We start from the raw sequence: 17,462 nt of genomic DNA on the forward strand, positions 1-17,462 counted from the left end.
CTTGGGGAAGGTCGCCTTCACCAAGTTTTTGGCGTTAAAAAAATAAGGAACCTGCCGACATGTGAATTCTGATTTCCGAACATCCTTCATACATTATGTAAGCGGTATCTTCGGTAGATGATTTTTGAGATACAAACAAGATTGTTAGTATGATATACTACAAAAAGCGACAAAGGACGATAAAAACGGAGGAAATATGATGTCCAAACACCCAAAGAAACATGAAGGGCGTGCGAAAGTCTACTCGTTTATACCAACGGGAGAATACTATTTTCATAAAGGTCTGGAAGCGTACGACCGCTTCGACTTTCAAAAGGCGAAAAAATATTTGAAGCGTGCTCTGGAGCTGGAGCCAATGGAGCCGATGATTGCCTGCCAGCTGTCCCTCGTTTATACAGAAACGGGAGAATACGCCCAGTCTAATGAATTGCTTTTAGCCATTTTGAATGAAATGGATGAGAGGATGACGGAATGTCATTACTTTTTGGCGAATAATTATGCCCATTTAGGTGTGTACTCGGAAGCATACCGGCATGCGAAACTATACTTGGAAAGAGATGAAATTGGCGAATTTGCGGAGGATGCGGAAGATTTGCTGGAATGGATCCATCAGCATGAAGGCGATGCAGAATCCTCAATGGAACAAGAAACACTTCTTTATTTGCAGGAAAAGTCCAGAGCGATGCTTGAAGATGGCCACTATATGGAAGCCGTCAAACTGTTAAAAAAACTGATCAAATCCCATCCAGAATTTTGGCCGGCTTATAATAATATGGCCCTTGCTTATTTTTATGGAGGGAATACAGATGAGGCATTCCGCACTCTGGAAAAAGTTCTGGACCACAATAAAGGAAATCTGCATGCGCTATGCAATCTGGCCGTTTTTTATTATTATGAACAAAAAACAGAACGCTTGCAGTCTCTTTTAAATCTATTGGAAAAAATTCAACCGCTTAATCCAGAACACCGATACAAACTGGGGACGACTTTTGCCCTGACAAAAAGGTATGAAAGAGCATATTGTTTGTTAAAACAACTGCAAAAAACCGGTTACGCCGGCAGTCCGGGATATTATTACTGGCTCTCTAAAGCCGCCTTTTTTACGGGCAATCAAAAGACTGCGGAAGCGGCGTGGAACCAGCTTCTCGTTCTGGAGCCCCAAAAAGCGGGTTCCGAGCCGTGGAATGAGGATGTTAAGCGATCAAAAAATGGGGAAGATAACCAGTATGAGGAACTTATTTTAAAATTGTTGCGCAGCCACGAAATACCAGAACGGCTATGTGCCATCTTTTTCATGGAAATATCCGGGCGAAAGCGCACGATTATATCCAGTCCTTCTTTCAAATCATTGGAAGAGTTTACCTTTCCGGAAAAGGTATATTTAGCAACGATACTTCAGCTGGAAAAAGACCATGAGATGAATATAAATGTGAATGTGAAAACAGGCCATGAAACAGCACTCGAGTTGTATGAGCAACACGCTAGTGACCAATCGGAATTATCTGTACTGCTTGTCGACTGGTTTGCGGCTTTTGAAAAGATGCTCGAAACGGGGGAAAAATTGTCAAACCCTTCCGCTTTGGCAGCCGCTACCGAGTATCTTTCTGCAACAGAAAGAAATAAGAAAAAAACACAGCGTGAAATTGCTAAGCAATATGGAATATCTCCGGCCACTTTGCGCAAATATACGAATAAAATTGCAGATTACTTTATTCCGCTCTAACTGGCAGCATTTTAACATGAAAAAGTAGAAGATGACGAAAGAGGAGACGAATCACTGGTAAAACCTGGAAGGAATTTGGCGGCTATACACTTACGCATAAAAAGTACCGTTCTTTTTCAAGGTGTCGATCCCAAAGATATGACGATGTACTGGATATATAAGTAAAAGGGCGAAGTGACAGGACAAGGAAAGCTTCGCCAGCATCGTCATCACACGGCGAATAAGCGCGAGCATCGAGAACGTCGCTCCCAGAGCTGGCAACACCATTGGGATTCTAACCTCTGCTTTACGCCCAATCAGGAAGATCGAGCATAGCAAAATCTCGTTTTTCAATAAAACATTGTACTCAATCCGGATGATTTACTTTTTTCGACATTTCGTAGAAATCAGCGTTTGCGCATTTAGATCCATCGTCTGCACCAATCATTTTTCACCTCAATCTTCCATTTTGTTTGCTGATAGCATCAGACTAAGAACGTAAGGCCGTATGGCGACGTCTGGAAGGACTCCGGCGGGCTCGCTTCACTGACTTTATTTGAGCATATGTTTGGACGTTCGGTAAATACTTTATTACGATAGCTATAAAGTGAACTTTACAAGATAAGGTCCACATTTTCAGTGGGTCTTTACCTGCAGAAGGAGTGTAGAAACATGTCAGAAGATAAAGTGTACGATGTAATCGTGGCGGGTGCCGGGCCAGCAGGAATGACGGCCGCAGTGTATACATCAAGAGCGAATTTGTCGACTCTTATGCTCGAGCGGGGCGTTCCGGGAGGGCAAATGGCCGATACGGCAGATGTTGAAAACTATCCTGGTTTTGACCACATTTTAGGTCCGGACCTCTCTGCCAAGATGTTTGAGCATGCCAAAAAATTCGGGGCTGAATATGCATACGGTGATGTTCAAGAAATCGTTGACGAAGGATCATATAAAATTGTAAAAGCAGGTTCGAAAGAATACAAAGCATTGTCTGTTATCGTGGCTACGGGAGCCGAATACAGAAAGCTCGGTGTTCCGGGGGAAACTGAATTGACGGGGCGCGGCGTTTCCTACTGCGCGGTTTGTGACGGAGCTTTCTTTAAAGATAAAGAGCTTGTTGTGATCGGTGGAGGAGATTCGGCTGTAGAGGAAGGGGTCTATTTAACCCGATTTGCCTCCAAAGTAACAATTATTCACCGCCGGGATGAGCTCCGTGCCCAAAAAATTCTTCAACAGCGGGCATTCGCTAACGAAAAGGTCGACTTTATTTGGAGCCATACCGTAAAACAGATCAACGAAAAAGACGGGAAAGTAGGATCGGTCACACTTGTTTCAACGGAGACAGGTGAAGAAAGAGAGTTTTCAACGGACGGCGTGTTCGTCTATATCGGGATGGACCCGCTCACCAAATCTGTGGAGAATCTCGGAATTACGAATGATTCTGGTTATATCGAAACGAACGAAAACATGGCGACAAGCATACCAGGCGTATTTGCTGCAGGAGATGTTCGTGACAAACTGCTAAGGCAAATTGTCACCGCGACCGGAGATGGGAGCATCGCTGCCCAAAGCGCGCAAATATATATTGAACACTTGAAGGATCAACAGCTTGCCCAGTAAGCCGTAATCGCCATTTAATCTGTTTGTAACAGTGGTGAAATGTTATTTGTGTATATTTGTATATGAGATATTGACCCCCTTTTTATACAATATCCCTTTTTGAGCACAGGTGATCCTGTGCTTTTTTTAGATGCTTTTATTATGACGCTGATTCGTCACTGTTTTTCTCGGCGTGAAAATAGTATAATATAGTGAACAGTGTTTTATCTCGTTTCAGAATGAAAAGAATGTGCGGCGAGCGTTGAAACAGAGTCAAGGTGCGATTACGCACTGTTATGTGGATAATCGGCAAGGCGCTTTCGTGTTTACGGAAGAACTCTCATACGGCCTTGCATATACATATAGAAAGGTTCTTATTAGTTGATTAGTGGCAAGGGGTGAGGTCATTGTTAAATGGGACTTCTGAGGACATCCAATTGGTCATCATCACTGGAATGTCCGGAGCGGGAAAAACAGTAGCGATACACAGTTTTGAGGATCTTGGGTTTTTCTGTGTGGACAATTTGCCGCCTGCATTGATGCCGAAATTTCTAGAACTGATGAAGGAATCCGGCAATAAAATGAATAAGGTGGCATTGGTGATGGACTTGAGGGGCAGGGAGTTTTTTGACACGCTCCTTCGAGTGATTGATGAGTTATCGGATTCTAATTGGATTACCCCGCAAATCTTGTTTCTTGATGCGGATGATGGTGTGCTTGTGAGGAGATATAAAGAAACACGCCGCTCACATCCGCTTGCTCCGTCAGGTTTGCCGTTGGAAGGCATCATGCAGGAGCGTAAACTGCTGGAAGAGTTGAAAGGCCGGGCACAGCATATTTACAATACGTCGGTCATGAAGCCGAAAGAGCTTCGTGAAAAAATTCTCACGGAATTTTCCGCGGATAGGCAAGCGATTTTTACGGTAAACGTCATGTCGTTTGGGTTTAAACACGGCATTCCGATTGATGCCGATCTCGTATTTGATGTCAGGTTTTTGCCAAACCCGCATTATATTGACCATATGAGGCCCAAAACCGGATTGGAAGAGGAAGTTTCCAATTATGTGTTAAAGTGGAGCGACACGCAAAAGTTTTTGGCCAAAGTGACTGACTTGCTTAGCTTTATGCTTCCCCATTACAAACGGGAGGGAAAAAGCCAGCTTGTCGTGGCAATTGGTTGTACCGGAGGACAGCATCGTTCCGTGGCACTCGCCGAATATATTGGCCAATATTTTGAAAATGATTATCAAATCCGGATCACTCACCGTGACATTGAGAAAAAGAGGGGATTGGCTACATGAATAACAAACCATTGCCTAAAATTGTCGTCATTGGCGGAGGAACCGGATTGTCGGTGTTGCTTAGAGGACTAAAGAAATATCCTGTTGACTTAACAGCGATTGTTACCGTTGCCGATGATGGCGGCAGTTCAGGGCGCTTGCGCAATGAGCTGGAAATACCGCCGCCTGGTGACATCAGAAACGTTCTAGCGGCTTTGTCGGATGTCGAACCGCTCATTGTAGAGATGTTCCAACATCGCTTTAACACGTCCAACGAGCTTTCCGGGCATTCTCTTGGAAATTTGATTATCGCTGCATTGACGTCCATTACCGGTGATTTCGTCTATGCTGTGAAGGAAATGAGCCGTGTTTTAAACGTACGGGGAAAGGTCCTTCCCGCCGCAAACCAGAGTGTGATTCTTCACGCGGAAATGATGGACGGTACGTTCGTTTCCGGGGAATCAAAAATTCCATATTCGGGAAAAGTAATTAAACGCGTCTATTTGACGCCGGAAGTAATTCAACCGCTGCCGGATACAATTGCAGCGATACAGGAAGCCGATTTAATCGTGATCGGGCCAGGAAGTTTATACACGAGTATTCTACCAAATCTGCTTGTTCCAGGGCTCGGCGAGCAAGTATGCGCTGCAAAAGCGAAAAAAGTGTATATTTGCAACTTGATGACCCAGCCTGGAGAGACCCATGGTTTCACGGCGGCGGATCATGTCAAAGCGCTCAACGATCACATGAAGTGCTCGTTTATTGACACGATCATCGTGAATGACAATGGTATTCCTTCAGCCTTGCAGCATCGATATGAAGAAGAAATGGCTGTTCCTGTATATTATGATTTTGACCAGCTCCGTTCGTTCGGGATGGAAGTAATTTGCGACGAAATCGCCAGCATTGAGCAAGGGCTGATTCGGCATGATACTGAAAAAGTAGCTAACATCCTCTATTCATTATTGGGAACCAACGTGAGCCGCATTGCCAACTCGTAGGAGGTTGGTAAAGGAGGAATATCTCATGTCATTTGCCTCGGTAACGAAAAAAGAGTTGACAAACTTATCTATAAAAGATTGTTGTACAAAAGCCGAGCTGTCAGCACTGATTAGAATGAACGGTTCACTTTCTTTTTCCAACCGGGAACTGATCGTCAATATCCAAACTGAAAACGCGGCCATTGCAAGAAGAATTTATATTCTCATCAAAAAAAATTACGATACGGTGGTTGAACTGCTCGTCCGAAAAAAAATGAGGCTGAAAAAAAACAATGTGTACATTGTCCGACTTCGGGATAAAGCAGAACCGCTATTAAAGGATTTAAAAATTTTGGGGGACAATTTCACGTTCATCCGTGAAATATCCCCAGCTTTGATTAAAAAGAAATGCTGCAGGCGATCCTATCTTCGGGGAGCTTTTTTGGCCGGGGGCTCAGTGAATAATCCCGAAACTTCTTCGTATCACTTGGAAATATTTTCGATTTATAAGGAACATAACGATTCCTTATGTGAATTAATGAACTCATTTCAATTGAACAGCAAGACGTTGGAGCGAAAAAACGGTTTTATCACATACTTAAAGGAAGCTGAAAAAATAACCGAGTTTTTGAATATTGTCGGGGCTCACAGCGCACTCCTCCGTTTTGAAGACGTCAGGATTGTCAGGGATATGAGAAACTCGGTCAACCGCCTTGTAAATTGCGAAACAGCCAATTTGAACAAAACGATTGGGGCGGCACTCCGGCAAGTTGAAAATATCCGCTATATTCAAGAAACCGTTGGCCTTGATTTACTTCCCGATAAATTGCGGGAAATTGCAGAGCTAAGAATGGCCCATCAAGATGTAACACTAAAAGAACTGGGAGAAATGGTGTCAGGCGGACAAATCAGCAAATCCGGCATTAATCATCGCCTGAGAAAAATCGATGAAATTGCCGATAAGCTGCGTCACGGCGATCGCTCTCTTTTATTAAATAAAAAATAAAGAATGGGAGGAAATTATTTTGGCAGAAAAAGATGTAACAGTAAAATTAAAATCAGGATTGCAGGCAAGACCTGCGGCTCAATTTGTTCAGGAGGCAAATCGCTTTTCATCCGATATTTTTATTGAAAAAGACGGAAAAAAAGTAAATGCGAAAAGCATCATGGGCTTAATGAGCTTAGCTGCGGGTTCCGGAGCAGCCATCAAATTGATTGCTGAAGGACCTGACGAAGAAGAGGCATTGAAGAAGCTTGCCGAATTTGTGGAAAATGAACAGTAAAACAAAAAGGCCACCCCTTGGATTCCGTAAAGAACCCGGGATGGCCTTTTTCATATCATTCATTTTTATCCGTCTTCAAACCTTCATTACGCTGGATAATATGGTCGATGAGACCGTACTCTTTTGCTTTTTCTGCGGACATGAAATTGTCGCGGTCAGTGTCACGCTGAATGACTTCGAGCGGTTGGCCGGTGCGTTCAGCCAAAATATTATTTAATTTTTCACGCATGGAAAGGATGCGCCTTGCAGCGATTTCAATTTCAGTCGCTTGTCCCTGCGCTCCGCCAAGCGGCTGATGGATCATAACTTCACTGTTTGGCAACGCGTACCGCTTTCCTTTCGTGCCGGCTGCAAGCAGAAATGCACCCATCGATGCGGCCATGCCGATACAGATCGTTTGTACATCTGATTTGATAAATTGCATCGTATCGTAAATGGCCATTCCGGCTGTAATGCTTCCGCCAGGGCTGTTGATGTAAATGGATATATCTTTTTCAGGGTTTTCCGCTTCAAGGAATAATAATTGAGCTACGATGGAATTCGCCACCGTGTCGTTAATGGGGCTGCCGAGCATAATGATCCGGTCTTTGAGCAATCGCGAATAAATGTCATAAGCGCGTTCCCCACGGTTTGTCTGTTCAATGACTGTTGGAATTAAGGTCATAATTTATCCTCCTCATTTTTCAAGGCTTTCAATAAGCCTTTGGTAATTTGTGTATTACATTATATGTAATGATATCATACATGGATGGTCAAGGAAGGTCAAACAATTCGCTTTCTTTCTCAAAAATATATTTCCATACAAACCATATTATCCATATTACCGCATTTTAAACTAAAATAAAGGTTGCAACCTTTATTTAATTGGACTATAATAATATATCGTACGGAAAAAAAACAAGCCCTCGTAGTGTAACGGATAACACGCAAGATTCCGGTTCTTGAAATGTGGGTTCGATTCCTGCCGAGGGCGCTAAAACTTTGAAGCATCAACGTTTGTTGGTGCTTTTTTAATTGAAAGACCGACAATAGTCCCACTGGCTAATTTATTTCCTCTAACTTACGTGACCAATTCTTCTATTGTTTTATTGGGCTGAAGCTTCGACATATGCCCATAGGTTTCTAATAATATACTTTTGTCTCCAATGTAATTTAAAACAGAAATACCAGCTTCCCACATCGTCATTTCATTAGTATGACTAAACATATGTGGTGTTGTGTGTATTAGACCATTACTTTTACACAATGTTTTTAGTGCCCCGCCATAGTTTGGCATTTTAATCAATTCGCCTAGGGATTCACGAAAAACACTTTGGTCTTTTCTTTTAATCTGAGAATCATTTGTTAGCCATTCATCCCATTTGGAAATGTAAAGTCATCCAAACCAATCTCTCTTTCTCCTGTTTTGTCGTGCCATCTTCTCTCATAAGTGTTTTATCCAAGTTTAGTGTACATTTATCCTCATCAAAGTCAGAGAGCCGCAGAGCGCAAATCTCGCCTGCCCTGGCGTCTGTTACTGACAGCAAGCGGGACGCAGGTTTTATTTTTTAACGGCCAAATGTAACAGTTTTAGCTCCAATAACCTGTAAATCCCATTATTTGCTATTATCCTGCCGAATCGATAAGATAAAAAAACAATGATATTCTGTTGGATAAAATAAGATATGAAAAACGCAGGAGGATGTAGAATGAAGGTTAAAAGAATTGTTGCCAATGTGGAGACACCGAACATTTCTAAAGCAATGTACTTCTATGGAGAAGTGCTCGGACTTGACCAGTTGATGGATATGGGATTCATTGCGACTTATGGCTCCCGTGAGAAAATGGACACTCAAATTAACTTTCTTTCAGAGGGCGGCTCTGGGACACCAGTGCCCGATTTGTCAATTAAAGTTGGATAATCTTGATAGTGCACTGGCTCGGGTGAAAAAAGCAGAGATTCCAATTGAGTATGGGCCAGTTGAGGAGCCTTGGGGAGTTCGACGCTTTTATGTAAGGGATCCATTCGGGAAGCTCGTCAATATTCTTACCCACCTGCAGGAATAAAATGAATCTTGCTTTTTTAAGACTGGTTCTTTGCCTTATTTGAGGAGTGTTTATCATCCACTATTGCGTTTTACTTTTATAAAAGTAAATGCCTGTACTTCCTTTAATGACAATAGCAAGTATGCTGAGTTTAGTACTTAAAAGTATAAGTGATCTTCGCGAAATCCCAGTAATGATGGAAAAAAATGTGTTTTACTCTACCGCAATCATCCAGACTATGGTATTTTCTTCTTAAGAGATCAATCGCATGATTAGGTGAATGTTTCCCTTAATATGGCGGAAACTCTATGGGATCTCTGTATATGACAAAAAGAAGTATTATAGAACAGGGTGGGCAAATTGGTAGAACTGAAGTTAAGAAAAATTTTAAGAAAGCTCAAAAGCAAGCATCCGCAAACGAGATATGATGCGCTTGGTGAGCTTTTTCAATTTAAGCAGCAGGATGATCTTCAGGTACAGGTTGAAGTGCTTGTAGATTGTGTTAAAGTGGCTGCCTCCAAATTTCCTGAACGTGTGGATCATTGGGATAATCCTTCTTATTATCTGATTGATTTTGTCTGTGATTTTCCAATGCCGCAGATTATGGAAGCTCTTATGAAGCATTTCGATGATCTCGATATATATGCAAAGGAGAGGACAATTGAATTTTTATTATCGACGGAGGATGATAAGGCTTTTTATTTTCTTCAAGATAAAATCATCCATTTAATTCAAACGGAAGAATTTCCTCTTCCGATTAGAGCACTTGGTTCATACCCCGTTTTAGTGAAAAATATTCTAAATGCGACCTTGGACAAGATTCATACCGATTATTATAAATTCATGTTCTATCCTTTATTATCGATCATCAATGATTCAGGACTCGATCAAGGATATAAAAAAGAGTTCATTCTTCCTCTTTTACTAGAAGACTATCAGGCTGTAAAACAAGAATATTTACAGTTCGATCCTGATTATTCAACGAGATTTGTCTATGTGTCTTGGACGGATAGTTATTTTCTGATTAGAAATAAAATGTGTTTGTTGATTCGTTTAATGAATTACTATTTTTCAGCAGAGATTGCAAAAGAGTTAAAAGATGCTTTATCTTTTCGCGATCCTATTATCAAGACTGATGCTTTGCTCGTCTGTATATCAAAAAGCTTGCCTTATGACGATCAGATATTACTGGAGTGTGCGACTCATATTGAAAGTGCTGAAATGCTCTATTGGAATTTGTTGGAACATAATTGGGAGCATCTTTATCCCGTTCACGAAGAAGTTCAGCTATTATTAGCGAAAACAAGGTTCTTTCATACAATGGCAGACAGCCCTAATGAAGATGGGACAGTGAACTATCCCGAGGATATTGAGATTGTAGACCACCTTGATACGGAAAATATCCATGGACGTCTTGTCCGTTACTATTTGATTCGTTTTAAGGTCCAAAATACTGAATATGCTGGTTGGGCAGGAGGCTATTCACTTGAAGCTGAAGACGCGCAAGGAACAATATGGGATGAGACATATTCAGATTATGTTGAATTTGACTCTGTAAGCATAGAAGAACATAAGCAAAAATTTCTTGAAAGAAGAGGCCAGTACTTTGATGCTCATGAGAACCATGTATTTTATGAGAGTTCACCGAAACTTGGTAGTGGTGTTTGGCTCACTTTAGGTCTGTTACTCCCGATTACCATAAAAATAGCCTATACAGTATTTGAATCTCCGCTTATATTTATTTTTACCATTGTCGCTTTAGCGATTGGTTGGTCTCTCAATGAGACAAGAAGAAATAAGAAGAAAAAGGTGCTGATCATAGGTGACCAGCTTGTTGTTCAACACGGTTCCAAGCAGCAAAGTATTGAATTGCAAGAAATCGAGAAAATAGAGTACGACCGTAAGAATGTATTCGTTTATAATAAAAAACTTGAGCTAGCTTTCAAATTCCCGCTTAAATGGGTTCATTATTTTTTATTTCAACAACAAATGAACGAAAATGTAGCTCACTTCAAGAACAGACCATTTATACAGGCTTAGAATGTAAGCAACTGTCCCAATAGCGAATTCCATATGACTTCCTGGGACAGTTGTTTTTCTTTGATAAACCTTCTAAAGAGAAAGCGCGCCATTCGTAACATCAGGTACACGAACAACGCCGTGGAAAGTAGAGATTCCAGCTTCAGGAAAGTGGCTAAAAAAAGCATGAGCAGAATAGCGATTCGACTGATATGAAATGATGTTGTCCTGATGCACAGTCATTGTTATACTGGATTCATGGTTGCTTTCTTCGAAAGAAAGAAGGAAGGGGACTTTTTGCACTAGAATTCCAATAACTATTTTTCAGATATATAACCAGGTGGTGGTTATTGTTATTTGAAAAACTGATTTAGAATCTCATTTAAGGAATTGACGAAAGTAGAAGGGGTATTAAGCAAAAAAAAAATAATATGTTATGAATACTAATTAAAAGGAATATTACTCATAAAAAATACTGTCAAAATTAGCTTCCTACATTATTTAGTATTACATTTTAAGAGGTTTTAGAATATGAAATTCAATAAAATTGATGTGAATAATTGGGAGCGGAAAGAAGTTTTCAAACATTTTTTAAACCAACAAACGAACTTTAGCATCACGAGAAATATTGATATTACTGAATTATATAAAGTGACAAAAGAAAAAGGGTATAAATTCTATCCTGTATTTATCTATTTAGTTACTCTTGTAGCAAATTCAAATAAACACTTTAGAATGAATTTTAATTCAAAGGGAGAATTTGGATACTGGGATAAGGTAGTACCAATGTATACTATCTTTGATAAGAGATCACAGTTATTTTCCACTATTTTTACAAGTACAGATGAAGGTTTTAAAAAGTTTTATGCCAACTATGTTTCCGATACTGATCTGTACAATGGCACAGGAAAAATGTTTCCTAAAACACCCATACCTGAAAATGTCGTTAACATTTCTATGATTCCATGGACTTCCTTTACCGGTTTTAACTTAAACGTAAATAATCACCCAAATTACTTTTTGCCAATAGTCACCGCAGGTGGATTCATTAATAAACACAGTAATATTTATTTGCCTTTCTCTATACAAGTTCATCATTCTGTCTGTGATGGTTACCATGTAGCTCTATTTATGAATAGATTTCAGACCCTTGCAGATAATCCCCAAGGATTGCTTGAATAAATGAAAGATGAAACATACATACCGACATTAGTAGTACAAACCAAGGACAGGGTTTGTACTACCATTTTTTTATAAGGTAGAAGTGAACAAAGATCGAATATCCCCTGGAATCGATAAACTTTGAGTGAACCCTCTCGAAGCGAACCTACAAATTGCCTTGATGCGTAAATAAAAAAACAGGCAAAAGCGATGAGTATGAACTCGCAAAATCATATTTTCAAGTTGAGCGTACAGCTATTGATCAGAAAGAAGGTTGTTTAAACAAATTCGAGCACTTACACGTTACTATGATAAATTAGATGACTTATCAGCTTAGTTCGCCCTACCGGCCTTTTCCAACTCGGTTTTCAGATATAGAACACTAATTTGGCAGTAATATTGATAACGGGCCAATGGATTTTCATGTCTGATAAGTACTATTTAAAAAAGTATAAAACATTTGAAGACTTTTCTTATGCAATGAACGAGTATATACTTTTTTATAATCATGATAGATACCAAATGTAATTAAACGGCCTTAGTCCTATGGAGTATAGGCTAAAGCCGTTTAGCACACTTTTATTAATTCCACTCTTCACTTGTCAGGAAGAGCTCACTTTTCGGGCTTCTTTCATTACTTTACAGGAACTTCAAAGCTTACAGGCTCAGTTTGCATAAAATCGGCAGTAGTGATATCTCCAAAAACCAATTTAATGCTAGTTATAGATTCAACATCGATTTTCTTTCCTTCAGGAGCTAAAAATTCTATTACTCCATCTTGTTTCACGCCACCCTGAACTTCACCGCCGACTTTACCGGAAGTCATAAACAAATTTGCATCTAATTGCATGTCGCCAATTATAGCTTGGCCCTGGTCAGGGTAAAAATTTAGAGCAGCGCCTGTAGTATTTTCTATGTTCATACCTACAGAAACTTTATCCTCGGCAATTTTGATTTCACCAAGCGCAACCTTCATGCCCAAAACTTCTGTAGACTGATCGGAAGCGTCAAACTTTTTGGCTCCATCATCTTTGCTTTCCTCTTTGTTTTCTTCTTTTTTACCCGCTTCTTCTTTCTTTTCAGCTGTGTTTCCTTCTCCGCCTGTACCTACATCAGATGATCCACAAGCTCCTAGCATCAAGCCTAAAATTAAAAATACTAAAAACAACCATGACTTTTTAAACATATGAATCCCCCTAATTTGTATGAATATTATGCACTTATCATTTCTGTTTTTGGTTTTGTTTTTCTAAAAATACCCATTAAACCTGCAATCAATAACAGCACAAAAGGCAACAAGTAAAGTAAAAAAATAGAGATTAATCCGCCTATTGCAGATACTAACATAAGTATCCCGCCGACTTTTGGTTTCCCTTTTACCATGACAGAGCCGATGATGCCCAAAATGGATAGAGCAATTGCAACCCAACCCGAGCTGATGATAGAGCTTTCTCCCGAGCTATTAATTGTAGCGTCTACTCCGCCAATAAACAAAGCCATTATTGCTCCAAAAAAACCAAAAATGCTGCCGATTAAACCTAGCACAAATTCAGTAGTCCTTTTCAACTGTGCACCCCCCCTGTATGTTATTTTTATATAAACAAGAAAAAGGTCTTGTTTACAGCATGTATAATGGTTACATCTTCATTTTCATGAAGGTGTCGATACATTCGCTCTGCTCGTTTTCCTGAGAAAGTCAAGATCATCTGTATTTATGTATAGAGCAGAACAACTCGAATAAAAACAAAGAGAACATAAGTATGTCGTAAAAATGTAATGAGACAATATATCTAGTTTTTGTCTAAAATTTTTTATGTAAGATAACATTCAAATTTTTTAGAATGGACCACTTATTATCCGCGAAAATATATTTGTCGAGATTCATATTTTTTAAAATCAAACATTTTTTATTCGGTGATGTCTGATAGCTTGAATCTATGTTTATCCATTATCTCAGCCACACTAATGATCTACTTTCTCTTCATATGTCTTGTTGGAATTAAACATTACACACCCATTATATAACCTTACATGGTATCTTACTAACATGCAAGTGTTTGCGGCAATTTTTTCATATGCTTACATAATATGTTTCCCAGCCGCTGTAAAGGCGGGCTTAATTGGTGGATAAAAATAAGTGAAAGGTGCAGGTAGAACTGCTTTTGTGTATATAATAAAGGTAATAAAGGAGGAGTGATTCGGAATGGGGGTTACTCAACGGTTTAGCCAAACGATTGAATCTGAAGAAGAACTTCGTACCATTGTAGGGTTCCCTAGTACAATAGTAAAAAATAAGGTTATTACATATGTAGATGATCATTGTTCAAACTTTATTTCTAAATCACCATTTTTAGTTATTTCCACAGCAGATGAAGCTGGTTATTGCGATGCTTCTCCAAGGGGAGACATGCCAGGGTTTGTTCTTGTCTTAGATGAAAAGCATTTGATTATACCAGAAAGACCGGGAAATAGAAGAATTGATTCTATGCGTAATATTTTATCCCGCATGTAAGGTGCCGTAATACTCCCGCTTCAAGACCTGAGTTGATACAAAAGGTCTAAGTGAGAGCAAACGGCACCTAAATGCCCGATTCGTTCAACTAACATTCAGTAGGAGAAGGAAGAAAACGCCTACTGAATGAAGTTTCACTTTATCCAATCCCAGAGTGGGCCTTCTTTTTATCATCCCAGGTATGGAAGAAACGCTGAGAGTGGATGGCAAGGCAGTCTTAGTGAAAGATGAAGAACTTCTTGAAAAATTGAAAGTGAAAGAACGAAAACCACTATTAGGTATTGGTGTAGAAGTGGCAGAATGTTTTATCCATTGTGCCAAAGCATTTAAACGCTCTCATTTATGGCAACCGGATTTCTGGGAAGATAAAGAAACATTGCCTTCTGCTTCAACCATTTTATCTGCTCACTCGAAAATGTCAAATCAAGATGTTGTTAATATGTTAGAAGAAAGTTATACGAAAAGGCTTTATTAAGTTTCCGTTGTTGAATTGAAATAGCTACTAAAAAGAATATGCACCATCATAGTTGGCGATAGGGAGACTGATATCCGACCGGAGGGGCAGTCTCCAAAGTATTTTTCGTTTATGCTATAATGAGTTGACAACTCGATAATATGTGGTAGAGGTTCTAGCCCCCCTCGTTAAAAAAACTAAGCAGAAGCAATACTTCTATCTTGGGGGTATTGTTTTTTCTTTTTTGTAAAGGAGTTTATCAATGCTAAAGAATGAAAAAGCGATTGTGGTTTTTAGTGGTGGACAAGATAGTACGACGTGTTTATTTTGGGCATTAAAAACGTTTAAGGAAGTAGAAGCTGTAACATTTGATTATCAGCAAAGGCATAGAAAAGAGATTGAGTGTGCCAAAGCGATAGCACAAGAGTTACATGTCAAACATCATTTGTTGGATATGCAGCTGCTAAATCAATTAGCTCCGAATGCTTTGACAAGGGATCAAATTGAAATAACAAACGAAGAAGATGGAGAGTTGCCTTCGACGTTTGTTCCAGGGAGGAACTTGCTCTTCTTTTCATTTGCCGCTGTTTTGGCAAGCCAAGTGAATGCGAAGCACATTATAACGGGTGTGAGTGAAACGGACTTTAGCGGATACCCCGATTGTAGGGACGCTTTTATAAAATCTCTAAATGTGTCTATTAATTTGTCAATGGACAAGCAGTTTGTCATTCATACTCCACTCATGTGGCTAGACAAAGAAGAAACTTGGAAACTAGCCGATGAATTACATGTGTTAGATTACATCCGAGATAAAACATTGACATGCTACGAAGGAATCATCGGTGATGGCTGTGGCGACTGTCCTGCATGTCAGTTGAGAAACAAGGGGCTAGAAAAATACCTTACAACACGAAAAGGAGGGGAGGCATGATGGGCAAAGACTTTTTCGGGTTTCGAATTGTAGAAGATTTACAAAAGCTGGGCCGGGATATTCAAAAAGATGAACTTACATACCATCATAAACGCGTACTTGTCAGTAAGGAGTTTACCTTTGATGCGGCCCATCATCTTCACTGTTATGACGGGAAATGCAAAAATCTGCACGGGCACACTTATAAAGTCATATTTGGTATTAGCGGGTTTGTCGACGAAATAGGTCTTGTGATTGATTTTGGGGAAATCAAAGAGATTTGGAAAGAGGAAATTGAAATTCAACTTGATCACCGCTATTTAAATGAAACCTTGCCAAAAATGAATACAACTGCTGAAAACATGGTTGTTTGGATATATGAAAAAATGAGAGATTCTTTGAAAAAGAGGGCAGGAACATATAATGATGTAAAGGTGGAATTTGTTCGTTTGTATGAAACCCCTACTAGTTACGCGGAAGCTAGACGGGAGTGGATGGAAGTTGAGTAAAGTACCTGTAATAGAAATTTTTGGACCAACGATTCAAGGAGAAGGGATGGTTATCGGCCAAAAGACGATGTTTGTCCGAACAGCTGGTTGTGACTACTCTTGTTCATGGTGTGATTCTGCTTTTACGTGGGACGGTTCAGGAAAAGATACGATCAAGCTCATGGACGCGGAAGAAATTTGGCAAGAGCTCAAGTTACTTGGCGGTGATGGTTTTACTTTCGTGACGATATCTGGCGGCAATCCCGCATTATTAAAAAACCTCAGCTATTTCATCAACCTATTAAAAAAGAACAACGTACAAATCGGCTTGGAAACACAAGGAAGCAAGTGGCAGGATTGGTTTTTGGAAATTGATGAATTAACGATTTCTCCAAAGCCGCCAAGCTCTGGGATGGTAACGAACTTTTCCGCGCTTGATATGATTTTTGACAAACTAAAAAAAGCTGGCCCAACGCATAGCAGTAGTTTAAAGGTCGTTGTTTTTGATGACCGGGATTTCGACTATGCAAAACAAGTGCACTATCGATACCCGGAAATTCCATTTTATCTGCAGGTAGGAAACGCCGATCATCAAACACGTGACAATCAACAGCTCGTTGAACGGTTATTGCAGAAATACGAATGGCTTGTTCATAAAGTAGTAGCAGATAACGAATGGAGGAATGTGAAAGTCCTGCCCCAGCTTCATACGTTGATTTGGGGAAACAGGCGTGGCGTTTAAGAGCGATTGTAAGATGGCAGTTGATATGGTATTACCGCAAAAATTTTTGATGCTGGGACATAACTAAATCAGCTGATGAAAAAACGAACAATAAAGTGAAACTTCATTCAGTAGGGCTACTACTGAATGGTAGTTGAACCAATCGGGCATTTAGGTGCCGTTTTCTCACACTTAGACCTTTTGTATTCACTCAAGTTTTTGAAGTGGGAGTCTAACGGCACCTTACATACGGGATAAAGTAAAACTTCATTCTGTAGGCGATTTTTCCATCTCCTACAGAATGTTCGTTCAACGGCTGGGACATAAG

Annotated in this window: 14 protein-coding genes, 1 tRNA gene and 3 pseudogenes; 15 read left to right on the top strand and 3 right to left on the bottom strand. The window is 40.0% G+C overall.

Annotated elements, in window-relative coordinates; genetic code table 11:
• Window positions 1-196: 196 nt before the first annotated feature.
• The 6 genes from MHB50_RS02645 (at window position 197) to MHB50_RS02670 (ending at window position 6,844) form a co-directional block, all read left to right on the top strand.
• The gene (locus tag MHB50_RS02645) at window positions 197-1,723 is read left to right on the top strand and encodes a tetratricopeptide repeat protein (RefSeq protein WP_340084824.1); all 1,527 of its coding nucleotides are present in this window, start codon (window positions 197-199) and stop codon (window positions 1,721-1,723) included.
• Window positions 1,724-2,374: 651 nt separating this feature from the next.
• Complete coding sequence (gene trxB / locus MHB50_RS02650; protein ID WP_077112877.1) at window positions 2,375-3,322, top strand: thioredoxin-disulfide reductase; 948 nt, start codon at window positions 2,375-2,377, stop codon at window positions 3,320-3,322.
• A gap of 434 nt (window positions 3,323-3,756) precedes the next feature.
• A complete protein-coding gene (rapZ, locus tag MHB50_RS02655; RefSeq protein WP_236016972.1) occupies window positions 3,757-4,602 on the top strand; it encodes an RNase adapter RapZ in 846 nt (281 codons plus the stop codon).
• A complete protein-coding gene (locus tag MHB50_RS02660) occupies window positions 4,599-5,582 on the top strand; it encodes a YvcK family protein (protein ID WP_077112875.1) in 984 nt (327 codons plus the stop codon). Before rapZ ends, MHB50_RS02660 begins: the two co-directional genes overlap by 4 nt.
• A gap of 25 nt (window positions 5,583-5,607) precedes the next feature.
• On the top strand, window positions 5,608-6,567 hold the full coding sequence (whiA, locus tag MHB50_RS02665) for a DNA-binding protein WhiA (protein ID WP_205178737.1): 960 nt from the start codon (window positions 5,608-5,610) through the stop codon (window positions 6,565-6,567).
• Between the two features lie 19 nt (window positions 6,568-6,586).
• Window positions 6,587-6,844, top strand: coding sequence for an HPr family phosphocarrier protein (locus MHB50_RS02670; RefSeq protein WP_077112873.1), 258 nt, complete (start codon window positions 6,587-6,589; stop codon window positions 6,842-6,844).
• Between the two features lie 55 nt (window positions 6,845-6,899).
• Here the strand turns inward: MHB50_RS02670 and clpP are convergent, their stop codons facing one another.
• The gene (gene clpP, locus MHB50_RS02675; RefSeq protein ID WP_077112872.1) at window positions 6,900-7,508 is read right to left on the bottom strand and encodes an ATP-dependent Clp endopeptidase proteolytic subunit ClpP; all 609 of its coding nucleotides are present in this window, start codon (window positions 7,506-7,508) and stop codon (window positions 6,900-6,902) included.
• Window positions 7,509-7,745: 237 nt separating this feature from the next.
• Here clpP and MHB50_RS02680 point away from each other — a divergent pair.
• The 4 genes and pseudogenes from MHB50_RS02680 (at window position 7,746) to catA (ending at window position 12,070) form a co-directional block, all read left to right on the top strand.
• Window positions 7,746-7,817, top strand: a tRNA-Arg gene (locus MHB50_RS02680).
• Window positions 7,818-8,532: 715 nt separating this feature from the next.
• Window positions 8,533-8,890, top strand: a pseudogene (locus MHB50_RS02685) (VOC family protein).
• 339 nt (window positions 8,891-9,229) lie between these two features.
• Window positions 9,230-10,909: a hypothetical protein gene (locus MHB50_RS02690; protein ID WP_340084825.1), complete on the top strand. Its 1,680-nt coding sequence runs from the start codon at window positions 9,230-9,232 to the stop codon at window positions 10,907-10,909.
• A gap of 510 nt (window positions 10,910-11,419) precedes the next feature.
• A complete protein-coding gene (gene catA, locus MHB50_RS02695; protein WP_340084826.1) occupies window positions 11,420-12,070 on the top strand; it encodes a type A chloramphenicol O-acetyltransferase in 651 nt (216 codons plus the stop codon).
• A 613-nt stretch (window positions 12,071-12,683) separates the two neighbouring features.
• On the opposite strand, the gene MHB50_RS02700 is transcribed toward catA, so the two are convergent.
• Both MHB50_RS02700 and MHB50_RS02705 read right to left on the bottom strand, forming a co-directional pair.
• Window positions 12,684-13,235: a hypothetical protein gene (locus MHB50_RS02700; protein WP_077112868.1), complete on the bottom strand. Its 552-nt coding sequence runs from the start codon at window positions 13,233-13,235 to the stop codon at window positions 12,684-12,686.
• A gap of 26 nt (window positions 13,236-13,261) precedes the next feature.
• Window positions 13,262-13,615 (bottom strand): DUF4064 domain-containing protein, encoded by a 354-nt coding sequence (locus tag MHB50_RS02705; protein WP_077112867.1) that lies wholly within the window; start codon window positions 13,613-13,615, stop codon window positions 13,262-13,264.
• A gap of 637 nt (window positions 13,616-14,252) precedes the next feature.
• Between MHB50_RS02705 and MHB50_RS02710 the strand changes: the two are divergent.
• The 5 genes and pseudogenes from MHB50_RS02710 to queE form a co-directional block, all read left to right on the top strand.
• Window positions 14,253-14,552 (top strand): annotated as a pseudogene (locus MHB50_RS02710) (pyridoxamine 5'-phosphate oxidase family protein); the annotation flags it as partial.
• A 148-nt stretch (window positions 14,553-14,700) separates the two neighbouring features.
• A pseudogene (locus MHB50_RS02715) lies at window positions 14,701-15,036 on the top strand (pyridoxamine 5'-phosphate oxidase family protein); the annotation flags it as partial.
• Window positions 15,037-15,277: 241 nt separating this feature from the next.
• Window positions 15,278-15,946: a 7-cyano-7-deazaguanine synthase QueC gene (queC, locus tag MHB50_RS02720; protein WP_205178755.1), complete on the top strand. Its 669-nt coding sequence runs from the start codon at window positions 15,278-15,280 to the stop codon at window positions 15,944-15,946.
• Entirely contained in the window at window positions 15,946-16,434 is a 489-nt protein-coding gene (queD, locus tag MHB50_RS02725; RefSeq protein ID WP_205178789.1) for a 6-carboxytetrahydropterin synthase QueD, read from the top strand. Before queC ends, queD begins: the two co-directional genes overlap by 1 nt.
• Window positions 16,427-17,155, top strand: a complete 729-nt coding sequence (gene queE, locus MHB50_RS02730) for a 7-carboxy-7-deazaguanine synthase QueE (RefSeq protein ID WP_077112864.1) — start codon at window positions 16,427-16,429, stop codon at window positions 17,153-17,155. The genes queD and queE overlap by 8 nt, the downstream gene beginning before the upstream one ends.
• Window positions 17,156-17,462 lie beyond the last annotated feature (307 nt).

This window comes from Siminovitchia sp. FSL H7-0308 (assembly GCF_037980985.1).
GTDB classification, from domain to species: Bacteria; Bacillota; Bacilli; order Bacillales; family Bacillaceae_C; genus Siminovitchia; species Siminovitchia thermophila.

Excerpts from the sequence above, each read along its gene's own strand:
- MHB50_RS02660 (WP_077112875.1), top strand. The coding sequence starts at position 4,599 with ATGAATAACAAACCATTGCCTAAAATTGTCGTCATTGGCGGAGGAACC.
- queC (WP_205178755.1), top strand. The coding sequence starts at position 15,278 with ATGCTAAAGAATGAAAAAGCGATTGTGGTTTTTAGTGGTGGACAAGAT.
- catA (WP_340084826.1), top strand. The coding sequence starts at position 11,420 with ATGAAATTCAATAAAATTGATGTGAATAATTGGGAGCGGAAAGAAGTT.
- whiA (WP_205178737.1), top strand. The coding sequence starts at position 5,608 with ATGTCATTTGCCTCGGTAACGAAAAAAGAGTTGACAAACTTATCTATA.
- MHB50_RS02645 (WP_340084824.1), top strand. The coding sequence starts at position 197 with ATGATGTCCAAACACCCAAAGAAACATGAAGGGCGTGCGAAAGTCTAC.
- clpP (WP_077112872.1), bottom strand. The coding sequence starts at position 7,508 with ATGACCTTAATTCCAACAGTCATTGAACAGACAAACCGTGGGGAACGC.
- rapZ (WP_236016972.1), top strand. The coding sequence starts at position 3,757 with ATGTCCGGAGCGGGAAAAACAGTAGCGATACACAGTTTTGAGGATCTT.
- trxB (WP_077112877.1), top strand. The coding sequence starts at position 2,375 with ATGTCAGAAGATAAAGTGTACGATGTAATCGTGGCGGGTGCCGGGCCA.
- MHB50_RS02700 (WP_077112868.1), bottom strand. The coding sequence starts at position 13,235 with ATGTTTAAAAAGTCATGGTTGTTTTTAGTATTTTTAATTTTAGGCTTG.
- queD (WP_205178789.1), top strand. The coding sequence starts at position 15,946 with ATGGGCAAAGACTTTTTCGGGTTTCGAATTGTAGAAGATTTACAAAAG.